Origin of the sequence: Kitasatospora sp. NPDC058032 (assembly GCF_042885845.1) — a bacterium.
GTDB lineage: Bacteria > Actinomycetota > Actinomycetes > Streptomycetales > Streptomycetaceae > Kitasatospora.
Genome location: NZ_JBHVRK010000012.1, coordinates 63,215 through 77,452, shown reverse-complemented (window position 1 = coordinate 77,452; position 14,238 = coordinate 63,215). Strand labels below are relative to the sequence as shown.

Here is a 14,238-nt window from a genome sequence, read left to right as displayed (position 1 = left end):
CCAGACGCATAAGGCGACCACCTGATGACGAAACACACCGCCCGGGCCCTTGCCCTCGCCGCCGCCTTGCTCGCCGCAGCCGGCTGCGCCTCGACCGGCACCGAGAAGAACCTCGCGCCCATCCCCATGCCGGCCCCGATCCCCACCGCCACCCAGGCCGCGCTGGCCGCCGTCGCCCAGAACTACCAGGACGCGGCCAACCACGGTGACTGGCAGGCCGCCTGCACCCTCAGCTCGGCCCTCCTGCGCGGGGGCACCGTCGCCGACTGCGTCACCACCCGCACCACCCCGCCGCCCACCGCCACCCCGGTGAAGCCGCCCACCTACGCCGACGGCTCGACACCGGCCGGTCCCGTCACGGCCGGCGCCAACGACATCATCAGAGTGCCCGCAGGCCCCGGCACCCACCCCGCCGGCTACGGAGCGTTCGTCACCTTCCCCCGCAGCACGCCCGAGGACCTCGACCACCGCGCGCTGCGCCTGGTCGAGGAGGACGGCGCGTGGGTGGTCGACCAGAGCGAGGAGTCCGTCACGGAGGCGGCCGAGGTCCGCCGCGTTCTACTCAGGCGTAACCGATGATCGGGGCGCTGTACTGGGCCGCCGGCCATCGCGGATCGTTGTGACAACGTTGTCCAAATGCTGCTGCTGTCAGTAGGATCACAGGATGGACGAGACTCCGGAAGGGCGGTTGGAGTGATGCCGGACAGGGCGGAGCGGACGGGCTCCGAGATTCCCGCACGGCCGACCATGAAGGACGTGGCCGCTGCCGCGGGAGTGGGACTGAAGACGGTGTCACGCGTCGTCAACGGTGAGCCGGGCGTCAGCGAGGAGACCGCCGACCGGGTCCACGCCGCGATCAGGGAGTTGGGGTTCCGCCGCAACGACGGTGCCCGGCTCCTCCGCCAGGGCAGTCGCACCAGCTGCGTGGGGCTGATCCTGGAAGACCTCGCCGACCCCTTCTACGCGCAGCTCAGCAGGGCGGTCGAGGAGGTGGCGCGTTCCCACGGGTCCCTGCTGTTCACGGGCTCGTCCGCCGAGGACCCGGCCCGCGAACGGGAGCTGACCCTCGACTTCTGCGCCCGTCGGGTGGACGGCCTGATCGTCGTACCGACCGCGGCCGACCACGGCTTCCTCGCCCCCGAACTGGCCGCGGGCACGGCGGTGGTCAGCATCGACCGGCCGATGAACGGCCTGACCGTGGACACCGTTCTGGCCGCCAACCGCCGCGGCGCGGCGGAAGCGGTGGGACACCTGATCCGGCAGGGCCACCGGCGGATCGGCTACCTCGGCGACGACCCGGAAATCTTCACTGCGGCCGAACGCCTCGCCGGCTACCGGCAGGCCATGGCGGAGGCCGGCCACGGGGTCGACGAGGCGTGGCTCGCGATGGGCCGGCCGGAACCTGTGGGCATCCACCTCGCCCTCGACCGCATGCTGTCCGGGCCCGATGCCGTGACCGCGCTCATGTGCGGCAACAACCGGACCACGGTCGCCGTGCTCCGCAGCCTGGCCACCCGCCCGGGACGCACCGCCCTCGTCGGCTTCGACGACTTCGAGCTCGCCGACATGCTCCCCGTGCCGGTCACCGTGGTGGCCCAGGACCCCATGCTGATGGGGCGGATGGCCGCGGAGCTCCTCTTCCGCCGCATGCGCGGCGAACGGGCCCAGGCCCAGCGGCTGGAGATCCCCACCCGGCTGGTCCTGCGCGGCTCGGGCGAACTTCGCTTCTGAGCGCCCCGCCGCGCGCGGTGTGCTGACCTCCCCGCGTCCTGCCTGCCTGGCGTCCTTCCGCTGTTGACAGTCCGAGGGAAGGCGGGTGATGCTACCCACCGCGCTCTGACAACGTTGTCTAACCGCACCCAGCACGATCGAGGAGAACGATGTCCAGCGAGACCTCCAGCACCCCCCGGCCGGGCGATGACGCCTGGCTCCGCGCGGAACAGGAGAGGCTGCTCGAGTTCGCCCGCGGTGCGCGGCTGCCCGCCGGGGGCTTCGGCTGGCTGGACGACCGGGGAAGGGCGCAGGAGGACGGCCTCGTCCACACGTGGATCACCTGCCGGATGACCCACGTGTTCGCCCTCGCCCACCTGCTCGGCGACCGGGACGCGGCCGCACTGGTCGACCACGGCATCGCCTCCCTGGCGACCCTCCTGCGCGACCGCGAACACGGAGGCTGGTACACGGGTGTGGACCGCGACGGCCGCCCGCTGACCACCGACAAGTCCGCCTACGCCCACGCCTTCGTCGTGCTGGCCGCCGCCGGCGCCACCGCCGCCGGGCGCCCCGGAGGCCGGGAGCTGCTGACGGACGCACTCGGTGTCGTCGAGCGCCATTTCTGGGACGAGGAGCGGGGCCGCCTGGTCGAGTCCTGGGACCTGCCCTGGCGCGCGTGCGAGTCCTACCGTGGCGCCAACAGCAATATGCACGCCGTCGAGGCGTTCCTCGCGGCCGGCGACGTCACGGGTGAGAGCATCTGGCACGAGCGGGCCCTGCGGATCGTCCGGCACATCGTCCACGAGCACGCCCGCGCCGCCGACTGGCGCGTGATCGAGCACTTCGACACCGACTGGACCCCCCTGTACGAGTACAACGAGGACCGGCCCGACGACCCGTTCCGCCCGTACGGGGGCACCGTCGGCCACTGGTTCGAATGGGCCCGGTTGATGGTCGCCCTGCGCGCGAGCCTGCCGAACCCTCCCGCCTGGCTGCTCGACGACGCCGAAGCGCTGTTCGCCGCCGGCGTCCGCGACGGTTGGCACGTGGACGGCCGGCCCGGGTTCGTCTACACCGTGGACTGGAAGGGCGAGCCGGCCGTGCGCGTCCGCATGCACTGGGTCGCCGCCGAGGCGATCGCCGCCGCCGCCGTCCTCCACCGGGTCACCGGCAGGGCCGAGTACGAGTACTGGTACCGCACGTGGTGGCGGTACGCCGAGGAGGCGTTCCTCGACCGCGCACACGGCAGCTGGCACCACGAGCTGACCCCGTGGAACACGCCCGCCGCGACCGTCTGGCCCGGCAAGCCGGACGTCTACCACGCCGTGCAGGCCACCCTGATCCCCCGTCTCCCCGTGGAACCCTCGATGGCCGAGGCCCTGCGCCGGAAGCCGATCTGACACCTCGCCGGACCGAAATCCCCACCCCCCCCGGAGGACCGAACGTGATCACTGTCGTCGGCGAAGCCGTCATGGACCTGGTGAGGTCCGTCCAGGGCGCCACCACCGCGCATCCGGGCGGCAGCCCGGCCAACGTCGCGGTCGGCCTCGGCCGCCTGGGCCACCCCGTGGCGCTGCTCACCCGTCTCGGGCAGGACCCCCACGGCGCGCAGCTCGCCGCCCATCTCGCGGGCAGCGGTGTCGCCCTGGTGGGGGGAGTGATGGACGACCACCCCACCAGTACCGCGATCGCCCGCACGGACGACTCGGGTGGCGCGACCTACGAGTTCGCCATCACGTGGCACCTCGACGGTCCGGAGCCGGACGGCCTGCTGGCCCGGAGCGCGTGCCTGCACACCGGCTCGATCGCCGCGACGCTGGAGCCGGGTGCCGGCATGGTCCGTCGCCTCATGGAGCGCGCCCGCGGCCGCTGCACGGTCTCGTACGATCCCAACTGCCGCCCGTCGCTCATGGGGCACCCCGAGGAGGCGCGGGCCCGGATCGAGTCGCTCGTCGCGTCGGCCGACGTGGTCAAGGCCAGTGACGAGGACCTCGCCTGGCTCCGCCCCGGTCAGGACGTCGTCGACGTGGCCCGCGAGTGGCTGGCCCTGGGTCCGGCCGTGGTCGTGGTCACCCGGGGTGGGACCGGCTCGGTGGGTCTGTGCCGGGAGGGGAGGGTGACCCGGCCGGTGGTGCCCGTCGAGGTCGCGGACACCGTGGGCGCGGGCGACGCCTTCATGGCCGGTCTGCTCGACGCCCTGCACCGCCGGGGGCTGCTCGGCCCGGACAACGCGGACCGCCTGCGCGGCATCGACACCCGCGTCCTCGGCGAGCTGCTGGACGAGGCGTCGCTGGTGTCCGCCATCACCTGCACCAGGCCGGGCGCGGATCCTCCGACTGCCGAGGAACTGGCCGCCTTCCGCGAGGGCTGCGAGCGCGCCGGTCAGGAGTCGCGGCCCCGGCCGAGGGCAGTGAGGCCGTGATGTGACCGCCGGCCGGTTCGGTCCGCCCGCCGCGCTCCGGACTCCTGCGGCAGGCCTCAGGCCCGGTCAGTCGTCTCGTCCAGCATGAGCGGCCCCCGGAACAAGGTGCGCACTCCTCCGCCTACGCTTGCGAGCAGACCTCGATCGGCTTGCCGGCGAACGTTCACCTGCATTCTGGCAAAGCCGAGTTCGGCCGTGCCCTGGACGATGTCGAACGCCAGCGACTCCTCAGGCCGCCCCTGGTGCGCAAGCCATCCCGCCACTGCCAGCGCGGCCGAGCCGGTGGCCGGGTCCTCCGCGCACACCGGCTCGGGAACGAAGACCCGAGAGCGAACCTCAGGCAACTGCGGAACGAACACTGCCACCCCGAAAACGTCGGGCAGTCCAGGAACCCGCTCGGCGAGCGCCGCGACCTCGAGCGGCAGGGCTTGGGCAGATTCAAGGTCGGCGACACTCACCGGGAGGCAGACGAACCCGAGTCCGGCCGATGCCAGGCGCACCGGCCCCGCGGCCGCATCCGAAGCAAGCCCCACTGCGTCGCACACGAGGTCCGGCACGACGGGCGGACCCACCCGACAGAGCCGTTCCTCCAGAACCGCGCTGTCCGCTCCCGGTTCCACACGCGCGCGAACGATCCCGCTGCGCGTGCGCATGGCCACCCAGCCAGGCGTGGCCAGCCCCCGTTGCACCGCCACGGCGGCCGCCCCCACAAGCGGATGACCCGCGAAGCCCAACTCCACATAGGGAGTGAAGATCCGCACATCCACCTCCCCGTCGTCACCGCTGCGCAGGAAGACGGTCTCCGGCATGGCCAGGCGGGCAGCCAGACGCTGCATCAGCGCGTCGTCACACGTTGTGTCAAGCATGACCACGCCGAGCGGCCCCCCGGTCAGGGGCCCGGTTCCGAACACCTCGACCAGCTCAAACTCCATGCCCACTCCCACCAGATCCGTTCCAAGCCTCGGCGGCGTGGCTCGTCATTGCGGTTTCCTTCCGAACAACTCGGTCGTCATCGGCCGGGCCGCTGCCCGTGCCTGTGGTGGCCGGCGCCGGCGGACATGCTGATCACCGGGCCGGCGGGGCCGGCTCGCGCAGGACGGCCGAGGCGAGTGCCGCGTCCACGGCGCCGACGCCCGTGAGGCCGGCGACCGTGATCGCCCCGTCCGGTCGATCGACGGGCCCTTCGGGTAGGAGACCGACGGGTGTGTCGCCGGTCTCGGGGGCGCCAGTGACGACAGGCGTGGCGTGCCGGTCGGCGACGACGCCGGCCTCGTCGAGTCGGGAGGACGGCCCGCACCGGCGCTCACGTCGGCACCCGCGGATCCATGCCCTCATCGATGGATCCCATGAGCTGGACTGTATGTCTAATCTGGACTAAGTGTCCAGTCGAGCGGGCGATGTCGAGCCCGGCCGGCGGCTTGGCAGGGCTGCCGGACAGGACCACCCGAATGCCTCACCGGAGGAGCGGTCCACGGGCGGGCGCGGACACTCGACGTGTGGCGGCCGGAACGACACGCGGACCAGATGGCCGCGGGCTGCCAACTCCCCTGTACCGGTAGGAGGTACGCGCATGTCCCTCAGGAATCTCGGCGGCGCCCTGATGCTGGTCGCCGGCGCGCTCGTGCTGCAGACATCACCGGCCCAGGCGGTCGCCGAAAGGGTCCCGGCGAACTCCTGCCCGGCCAACGACCCCGCGAGGATCGTCTCGACGATCTACGACGCCCTCCCCCCAGGTGACGGCGCCGCCCGCCGGGTGTACCTGCGGTGCGGTGTGCACACGGGCCCGAACGCCGGATACGGGCTGCGGCACATCGACGCGGGCCATGGCCCCGGCCCCAACGCGGACATCAATGCCGGGCAGGTCACGCGCTGTGTCAGGGCGATCGCCGAACACTACCGGCCCGCCAACGAGGGCGGCCAGTGGGTGTACAGAACCAACCCGGCCAACGCCACCCGGTGGCGGCTGGTCGTCGATCCCGTGCACGACGAGCGCGGCGTCGTGACCCTGTTCGCCGAGAACAACGCGCCGAACGGGTACCGGGACTTCGGCCTCTGTCCCGCCGACGTGCAGTAGCCGCTGTTGCCTGCGGGCCGTCACCGGGAAGCCGGTGACGGCCCGCTCCGCTCGCTCTGTCCGCCGGCCTCCCGGGTGGCTGTCTCCGCTCCGCACCGGCCGGCGATGCTGGTGTGGTGGCCGCCGGGGTCTCGTCCGCGGGGCCGGGCCGCTCTTCGCGTGCGTGGACCTTCCACCGCCTCGGCCGAACCGGCTGACCGGCACAACCCCGTGACGCGCTCGGCCGGCCCGAGAGACCGAGCCGGTCGCAGCCCAACCCCGGCCACGGTGACTCGGCGTCGACGTGCAACCTTTGCGGCGGCGCGGGGGTGAGTAGGGCGGAGCGACGGCCCGGTGGGGCCCTCGCGCGGACCGCGGAGAGGAATGGGATGACCACGAGTGCAATACCCGTACCGGTGGACGGCCGGTCCCGGCCGGCCGCCCAAGCGGACTCGGACCCGGGGCCAGGGGCCGAACCGGTGGCCGCCGGCGGCGGCCCGGGGGTGCGGGAGCTCGGCTTCGAGGGGTTCGCCGCCACGCGGTGGCGGCGGCTGGTTCGCACCGCCTACCTGCTGACGGGCGACCACCACGAGGCCGAGGACGTGGTGCAGGCGACCCTGGCGAAGGTGTTCCGGAGCTGGTCGCGGATCAGTGGGCTGGAAGAGCCGGACGCCTATGTCCACCGCGCCCTGGTGAACAACAACCTGAGCCGCCACCGGCGCCGCCGGGTCAGGCAGCTGCTCGTGCCCGTCCTCCCCGAGCGGGCGCACACCAAGGACGTCGGCCACCGCGACGTCGAGGAGCGCTCGATGCTGCTCCAGGCGCTGGCGGAACTGCCGCCGCGCCAGCGTGCCGTCGTCGTGCTGCGCTACTGGGAGGACATGAGTGAGCACCAGGTCGCCGAGGTGCTCGGCTGCTCGGCCGGCAACGTGAAGAGCCAGGCCAGCCGGGGTTTGGCGAAGCTGCGCGGGCATCCGGCGCTGGCGCTGTACGCGGTGGGGACCGGTTCGACGATCGAGGGCACGGACGGAGACGACAGGTGATGGACACCGAGGACGTGGTGCGCGGCGCGCTGCGGGAGGAGGCCGGCCGGCTCGCGGTGGGGGAGTGGCCCCGCGGTGGCGTGCAGGTCCACGTGCGACGCCAGCGCCGCGGCCGGCGCCTGGCGCTGGGGGTGGTGGCCGCGGCGGCTGCGCTCGTGGTGGTCGCCGGCACGGGAGCGGCGCTGTCCGCGCGGGACGGAACGCGTACCGTGGTGGCGGCCTCGCAGCCGCTGGCGGCGCCGGTGGGTCCGGCGCCGGAGCCCGTGGTCGTGGAGGTCGGTCAGCGGCTGCCGATGGGCCGTGACGGCTGGTGGATGCAGTTGGGGGACCAGGAGGTCTGCATCCACGATCCCGTCGCGTACAAGGACGGTCAGGGGTGCGGCGGGTACTCCTGGGCGTCGGGCGGGACCCAGATCACCGTGCAGTACCTCGGGTCGTCCCCGGAGTACCGGGAGGGCCTGTACAACCTCGTGTACCAGGGGCCCGGACGGGTGGCCGCGATGGCCATCGAGCTGGACGGCCAGGCGCACTGGGCCACCGTCGCCTCGCTCTCCGGCGACCCGGGATTCGCGAGCGGCGTCTTCTGGGGGCCCGCCCTCAAGGGCTCCAGCGGCCCGGGCGGCTACCCGCTGGGGGGCATCCGGATCGCCGCGTACGACGCGCGGGGCGGGGTGCTGGCGAGCAGGACGCTGTCGCCCTGAACCATCGTCGGCCGCGACGGGCCCGGGGCGGCGGCCAGGCGGTCGCCCCCCGCCGCCGCCCGGGTGCCCCGGGCGGCGGTGCCGCGCGACCGCCTGGCCGCACTCCGCCCGCCCGGCTGCCCGGCTGCTCTCCGGCTACCCAGCGGCCCCTGTCTCCCGGTTCGGACACGCAATGTCCGTGCCGCGGAACGATCCGGTCAGAGCCGGGCAACGCCCCGCTCCTGCCACGCCGTCCCGCCTACGGTGGTCGTAGGGACGCAGAGGGGAAACGGGGCCGGGACGCCGCGGCACCCCTGCCGATGTTCGGTGGAAGGGGCGGAATTGCTGCGGATCCACTTCACCCACGACGACCTGACCAGGGTCCGGATCGCGCGGGCACCCGACCCGCTCGCCGAGTCGCTCCTGAGCCTGTCGCTGGTGCAGACCCGCGAGGCAGGCGGCGTGGCGTTGGCGGGGTGGCGCAGTCGGACCCGCAGAAGCATCCGCCCCGAACAGCGGGTGCTGTTCGACCTGGCTACGCCGGTCGGCACGGTGGAGGCCGCGGAAGCGTTGCTGCACGCCGGCAGCCACACCCTGCCGGAGAGCCTGGAGCAGACGTGGTCACTGCCCGGCCGACGGTGGAGCGCGGACCTGCGCACCCTCAGCAGGACGCGCCCCCCAGCACCCCGGTGGGTCTACGAACTGCACCGGGGCGAACGCGAGTGGCGCGAACTGGTCGACCGCCGGCTGCGCGAGTACCACGCCTTCGCGGTCGCCCCGTACTGGTCGCAGCTCCTGGCCGCCGCGCACACCGACCGCGCCCGGCGGGCCACCCTCGCCGCCGACCGCGGCCTGGACGGACTGCTCGACAGCCTCCACCCCGACATCCGGTGGCAGTCACCGGTGCTGACGCTGCCCTGCCCCGTCGACGCCGACCTGCGGCTGCGCGGCGCCGGCGTCATGCTCGTCCCCACCTTCTTCTGGCCCGACCCGATGGCCCTCACCGACAACCGCGGCCTCGACCACCCCCTCGTCCTGCACTACCCGCTCGCCCCGGACCTCACCACCTACCGCGCGATCTGGTCCTCGGCCGCCGCGGACGGGCCGGACGGCGCGCTCGTCGCCCTGCTCGGCACCACCCGCGCCCGCACCCTGCACGCGGCGGCCGACCCGGCGGGCACCGCCGAACTCGCCCGCCGCACCGGCACCTCCGCCGCCACCGCCAGCCACCACGCCGGCGTCCTGCGCGCCGCCGGCCTGCTCACCACCGAACGCACCGGCCCCGGCGTCCGCCACACCCTCACCCCCCTCGGCCAAGCCCTCCTCGACGACCGCACCCCCGACCGTCCGCAATCGCCCGCGCCACCATCCACTCGCCGTGACCGCCCCGAGGCGCGCACGCCAGGCCGGGGCGACCACCCCCGCCAAGGGCAACCGGGGCACCTCCGTTCGGCTCCCTGAGACCCGGCGGCCGGAGGCTGCGCCCGGGCCGGACACGGCCGCAGCGGCGCTCGGGACGGTTCGCTCGGGGACGGGTGCAACGGCCCGGGGACGCCGCCCGCCCGGTCCGGCGGGTAACAGGTACACGTCCGCTGTCCGCCGGGTCGTCGCGCGTCGTCGCCCGGATCGTGGTGGAGCCGACGTCGGATCACCCCGGCCGGGACATCGGGGTGGGCGGCCGGGTGAAGGCGCAGAGGTCGCGAACCTGCCGGCACGTCGGCGAGGGATGTGCTCGGCTCAGTGCGACCAGTAGGCATCCTCGGTGTCCGGTCGCAGGGGCGAGAGCGGGCGGGCGTACTCCGGAGCCCACGCGACGCCGGTGCCGCTGACGGACATGGTGAGGGTGATCGTCCCGTCCGGTTCCGGGGAGAGCGCGACCCACACACCGATCCCCTCCGGGGTCTCGGTGCTGAGGTAGTCCGGGCCCTCGGCCGGACTGCTCGGAGTCCAGATCGGTGACTCCGGCTGGTAGCCGTGCAGTCGCCACGCGGCCTCGACGCGCTCCTTGAGCTCTTGCCGATGGGACGCGCTGATCCTGGTCCGGGCGGTGAACCGCCGGTCGAAAGTGGACAGCTTGCTCAGCGTGCCGTCCGAGCGCGGCTCGTCTCGGTCGACGGTACAGCCCCTGTCGCTCAGCATCAGGCCGGGGCTCAGGCTTCCCAGCGTGTCCTGGACGGTCCGCTCGCTGAGCGCCTGGAACTGCTCCGGGGTACGGCGGACGATCTCGGGCCCGGGCTTGGAGTAGTAGTCCTCGGACCCGAGGGACCACCACACACCGATCTGGAGCACGAACATCAACCCGACCGCGCCGGCGATACCCGCCACCGCGACCAGAGCCGCCTTCATCCACGCCTTGCCGGACAACCCCCACCCCCTGCTTCGTACCGCCACCGTACGCGCGGGACCCGGCCCGGCTCCTGAGCATCCGTACTCAGATCGGTGCCGCGGCCGGCCGCGAGCACCCGGTCGGGCAGGCCGACGAGGAGGGGGCCGGAGCAGGTGAGCGGCGCGGGGGACGGGTCGGATCGTCCCCCCCGGTGCGCTCCGGCTGTCCGGACCCACGGCCCGGCGGTAGGCGCCCCCGCGGCACCCCGGGCGGGCGGTGCGGTGGCCGTCGTCAGGCTGCCGGGTTCATCACCAGCTCGCGCGCCGCCGGCACCGCGACGCCGTCGACGGCGCGCCGACGGGGCGGAACCGCGGAACGGCGGAACGGCGGAACGGCGGAACGGCGGAGCGCCGGTTCCGCCGGGAACCGGCGCTCCGCCGGAGGACTTTCCGGGCTCAGTCCTCGGACTGCCGCCGCGCGCGGCTGAACTCGCCGGTGCCGACCCGGGCGGCGAGGGTGTCGTCGGGGCCGGAGAGCAGCGAGCCGTAGCCGGTGGCGGCCCAGAGGCTGCGGTCGGCGGGCAGTTCGAAGTAGGGGACGGTGCGTCCCTGGTCGCGGACGGCGAGCACCTGGGGTGCGCGGCGGGCGCGCAGGGACTGGGCGCAGTCCTCGCAGACGGCGACGTCGACGCGTTCCCGGCGGCCGAGCGGGCGCCAGGTGGTGCGGCCGACGGCGGCGCCGTGCCGGGGGTCGAAGAAGCACAGCGGGAGCCGCGGTCCGGCTGCGAGCGCGGAGCGTCCTTCGGCGGCCAGGGCGAGCACGCCGGCCAGGTCGGGGATCCCGCGGGCGGCGTCCAGGACCCGGCCGGCCGCGTCGTAGGCGTCCAGGGCGCGGCCCAGGCCGGGGGTGGTGGCCCCGTCGGCGCCGTCCACGGCCTCGCCGAGGGCGAGCACCTCGGCGGCGGCCTGCCGGCGCAGTCCGGCCTCGTCGGCGGCCCGGTCGGCGGCGAAGACGGCGTCGGGGAAGGTGAAGGCGGTGTGCCGGGGCGAGCGGCGGCGCAGCACCAGGAAGGCGGCGCCGGCGACGGCGAGGACCAGCGCCGCGGCGACCGCGAGCAGCGCCCCCGAGCCCCCGGAGGAGGAGTCGGCGGCCTTCTCCTTCACCTTGGGGCGGGCCGAGTACTCGCGGTCGGCCCGTGCGGCCTCGGCCTTGTAGACCTCGGTGCCCCGGCCGGTCCGGATCAGTTCGACGGCCCGGCCGACGCGGGCGGCCAGTCCGGCGTCCTTGAGTTCCTTGAGCATGCCCACGGCCATGGCCGCGTCGCGGGTCTGGTGGGTGTCGTTCGGCCACTCGGTGCCCTGGAGCCAGCTCAGGTACTCGTCGTTGGTGAGCAGGATCAGCTGCGGCTGGCCGAGGCGTTCCTGGACCACCGCGGCCAGGGACTTGGCGCTGCCGTCGAACGCGTCGCCCTTCTTCAGCGGCACCAGCACCACCTTGATCGGCAGCCCGGTCGCGGCGATCTGGTCGGCGAGTTCCCGCTGTTGTGAGGCGTTGACGGCAGCGGCGAAGGACGGGTCGACGTAGACCGGGGTGGTGGCCAGGGCCTCGACGATCGTCGTGGCGGTCGGTCCGGGGCCCGCGCCGTCCGCGTGGGCGGTGGCACCGGTGCCGAGCAGCATCGTGCAGGCCGTCAGCAGCGCGGTGAACAGCCCTCCGAGCAGGCGGCGGGCGGGGCGGACGGCCGGGCGGTGCGCGGTCGGGCGGGTGGTCGGGCGGTCACTGGACACTGGCGGACTCCCTGGCCCTGAGGATGAGTGCTTCGAGCCCTTCGCGGGCGGCCGGCAGGATCTGCCCGGCCTCGTCCCAGGCGGTCCGGGTGCGGTCGTCCGCCCCGGGCAGGTGCAGCAGCCGGTCGCGGGCCCGGCCCGCACGGGCGGCCCGGTCGGCGGGCGAGGCGCCGGCGCCGCCGCCGTGGAGGGCGTCGCGGCAGGTGGGGCACAACTGCGCGGACCGGGGGCCGAGGCCGAGCTCGGCGACCCAGGCCGGGATCCGGCCGCCGGTGGCCTCGCCGTGCAGCGGGTTGAGCCGGCAGACGGCGGGGTGGAGCCGGCCGCGCAGAGCGGCGAGCCCGGCCTGGGCGAGCACCACGACGGCGGCCAGGTCGCCCGCCTCGGTCGACTCGTCGGGGTGCTGCCCGCTGCTGTCGGCGAGGAGTTCGGCGGCGTCCAGGCAGTCCCAGGCGCGGGTGCGGCCGGGTGCGTGCTGGTCGGCGGCGGCGAGTTGCGCGGCGAGTTCGCGGGCGTCCTCGCCGGCCCAGGCACGGAGTTGCCGCAGGGACGGCCGCGGGGTGGTGTGCCGGGGCTCGGCGTGCTGCGGCGAGGAGCCGGCCGCGCGGGCGCGCCGGGAGCCGCTGACGGCCCGGGCGGTGGCGAGGGCCGCCCAGGACAGCAACAGCAGGACGCCGAGCAGCATCACGCCGAGCCAGATGCCGCCCCCGAAGTCGTTGCTGAACAGGGCGGGCAGCCGGTTGTCGTGCAGCGGGGGCAGCGTGGTGCGGCGTTGCGCGGGATCGTGGCCCGGCTTCGGCTCGGCGGCGGCGACGGCGTCCAGCACCTGGTCCAGCCGCGGCGCCACGTTCAGGCCGTTGGTTTCGCCGTACGCGTACCTGACCTCGGTCGGCACGCGTGCGAACCGGCGCAGGGTGTCCAGGCCGGTGCCGTAGCTGTCGAGGTCGATCACGCCGGTCAGCGGGTCGACGAGGAGGTAGACGCCGTTGCGGCCGGTGCGTTCGTGGATCCGGGCGAGCAGCAGGTCGGCGTTGTGTCCGGTCTCGTCGTCGCTGTCGGTGGGGGTGACCACGATGTGCACCGGGCCCTTGGGGGCGAGTTCGACGAGCCGCTGCCGGATCGCGGGCAGGTCGGCGGAGCTCAGCGCGTCGGGGCCGGACGGGTCCTGGTAGATCGGGCCGGCCGTGAGCCCGGCGGCGATCTCGTCGACGCGGGCGTCCAGGTCGGCCTGGGTGACGTTGAGGTCGGGGCTGTCGATGACCTGGGGGAAGGCGGTGGGCGCGAAGTGCACCACGCCGAACACGGTGGCGGCCGTCGCCAGCAGGGTCACCGGCAGCAGGACGCGGCGGCGCCGCACGGCGCCCGGACCTCGGGCACCGCGTGGCGCCGCCGGCTCCTTCGTCAGGCTGACGGCGGTCGTCCTGACGGGGCCGGGGCCGGGGCCGGAGGATCGGGTCCGGCGGCGGGAGAGGTACAGACCGAGGGCCAGCACCAGGCCGGGGAGCACCACCACGGCCAGCCCGAGCAGCAGGTTCTGGTTCTGCCGGTCGGTGGAGCTGATGTAGAGGCGACGCCGGTCGCTGTCGTGGTACCGGTCGTACAGTTCCTCGGCCTTGGCGGCGGCAAGTTCCTTGCCGGAGGCGACGGCGTCGACGAAGTTCTTGAACGCGGCGAGCGGCTCGGCGCCGTACGGGGTGCCGTACAGGGAGATCCGGCGGGCGTCGTCGATCGGTACGTCGACGCCGAACGCGGACGCGGTGATGTGGCCGTAGCCGGCGATCAGCACGTAGAGGCCGTCCGCGCCGAGCCGGTCGTGCACCAGGGCGAGCAGCGCGGCGTCGCCGTCCGGCAGCGCGAGCACGTAGGTGGGTACGCCGGTGCGCTCGGCGACGGCGGCGATCTCCGGGGCGAGCGAGCGCGGCAGCCTGCGCGGCAGGGCGGCCGAGACGTAGACCGGGTTCTTGCGCAGTTCCTCGGCCAGGCGCTCGGACCGGCTCGTCCCGTCGGTGAGTTGACCGGTCGGCGCGGCGGCGGCGCTCGCCGCGGACGCTGCCGTGGGGCCCGGTGCGGCGCTCGGGTCGGCCGCGGCGGCCGTTCCGGTGCTGCCGAGCAGGATGAGCGCCGCGAGCGCCGTGCCCGCCCGGGCTCCCAATGTTCCGGTCCGTCTCCGTATCCGTGTCGGTGTCCGCATCGGCGCCCCTCCTGGTGGTTCGG

The 14,238-nt window shown here is 74.3% G+C and carries 12 protein-coding genes; 8 read left to right on the top strand and 4 right to left on the bottom strand.

The features are described 5' to 3' along the window. Positions 1–24: 24 nt before the first annotated feature. From ACFVUH_RS20555 to ACFVUH_RS20540, 4 genes are all read left to right on the top strand, one after another. Positions 25–579 (top strand): hypothetical protein, encoded by a 555-nt coding sequence (locus ACFVUH_RS20555; protein ID WP_387914774.1) that lies wholly within the window; start codon positions 25–27, stop codon positions 577–579. A gap of 117 nt (positions 580–696) precedes the next feature. Further along, positions 697–1,731, top strand: coding sequence for a LacI family DNA-binding transcriptional regulator (locus tag ACFVUH_RS20550; protein ID WP_387914773.1), 1,035 nt, complete (start codon positions 697–699; stop codon positions 1,729–1,731). A gap of 149 nt (positions 1,732–1,880) precedes the next feature. After that, positions 1,881–3,113 carry an AGE family epimerase/isomerase gene (locus tag ACFVUH_RS20545; protein ID WP_387914772.1) on the top strand — a complete coding sequence of 411 codons (1,233 nt, stop codon included), beginning with the start codon at positions 1,881–1,883 and terminating at the stop codon, positions 3,111–3,113. A 44-nt stretch (positions 3,114–3,157) separates the two neighbouring features. Next, the gene (locus tag ACFVUH_RS20540; protein ID WP_387914771.1) at positions 3,158–4,135 is read left to right on the top strand and encodes a carbohydrate kinase; all 978 of its coding nucleotides are present in this window, start codon (positions 3,158–3,160) and stop codon (positions 4,133–4,135) included. 56 nt (positions 4,136–4,191) lie between these two features. Here ACFVUH_RS20540 and ACFVUH_RS20535 read toward each other — a convergent pair whose 3' ends face one another. After that, the gene (locus ACFVUH_RS20535) at positions 4,192–5,067 is read right to left on the bottom strand and encodes a PhzF family phenazine biosynthesis protein (RefSeq protein ID WP_387914770.1); all 876 of its coding nucleotides are present in this window, start codon (positions 5,065–5,067) and stop codon (positions 4,192–4,194) included. 638 nt (positions 5,068–5,705) lie between these two features. Between ACFVUH_RS20535 and ACFVUH_RS20530 the strand changes: the two genes are divergently transcribed. From ACFVUH_RS20530 to ACFVUH_RS20515, 4 genes are all read left to right on the top strand, one after another. After that, entirely contained in the window at positions 5,706–6,209 is a 504-nt protein-coding gene (locus ACFVUH_RS20530) for a hypothetical protein (RefSeq protein ID WP_387914769.1), read from the top strand. A gap of 368 nt (positions 6,210–6,577) precedes the next feature. After that, positions 6,578–7,231, top strand: coding sequence for a SigE family RNA polymerase sigma factor (locus ACFVUH_RS20525; protein ID WP_387914768.1), 654 nt, complete (start codon positions 6,578–6,580; stop codon positions 7,229–7,231). After that, entirely contained in the window at positions 7,228–7,932 is a 705-nt protein-coding gene (locus ACFVUH_RS20520; RefSeq protein WP_387914767.1) for a hypothetical protein, read from the top strand. The genes ACFVUH_RS20525 and ACFVUH_RS20520 overlap by 4 nt, the downstream gene beginning before the upstream one ends. 321 nt (positions 7,933–8,253) lie before the next feature. Next, positions 8,254–9,372: a winged helix-turn-helix domain-containing protein gene (locus tag ACFVUH_RS20515; RefSeq protein ID WP_387914766.1), complete on the top strand. Its 1,119-nt coding sequence runs from the start codon at positions 8,254–8,256 to the stop codon at positions 9,370–9,372. Between the two features lie 276 nt (positions 9,373–9,648). Here the strand turns inward: ACFVUH_RS20515 and ACFVUH_RS20510 are convergent, their stop codons facing one another. From ACFVUH_RS20510 to ACFVUH_RS20500, 3 genes are all read right to left on the bottom strand, one after another. Then, positions 9,649–10,275 carry a hypothetical protein gene (locus tag ACFVUH_RS20510; protein ID WP_387914765.1) on the bottom strand — a complete coding sequence of 209 codons (627 nt, stop codon included), beginning with the start codon at positions 10,273–10,275 and terminating at the stop codon, positions 9,649–9,651. Between the two features lie 417 nt (positions 10,276–10,692). Beyond that, positions 10,693–12,024 carry a hypothetical protein gene (locus tag ACFVUH_RS20505; RefSeq protein ID WP_387914764.1) on the bottom strand — a complete coding sequence of 444 codons (1,332 nt, stop codon included), beginning with the start codon at positions 12,022–12,024 and terminating at the stop codon, positions 10,693–10,695. Continuing rightward, positions 12,014–14,176 (bottom strand): hypothetical protein, encoded by a 2,163-nt coding sequence (locus ACFVUH_RS20500; RefSeq protein WP_387914763.1) that lies wholly within the window; start codon positions 14,174–14,176, stop codon positions 12,014–12,016. The genes ACFVUH_RS20505 and ACFVUH_RS20500 overlap by 11 nt, the downstream gene beginning before the upstream one ends. Positions 14,177–14,238 lie beyond the last annotated feature (62 nt).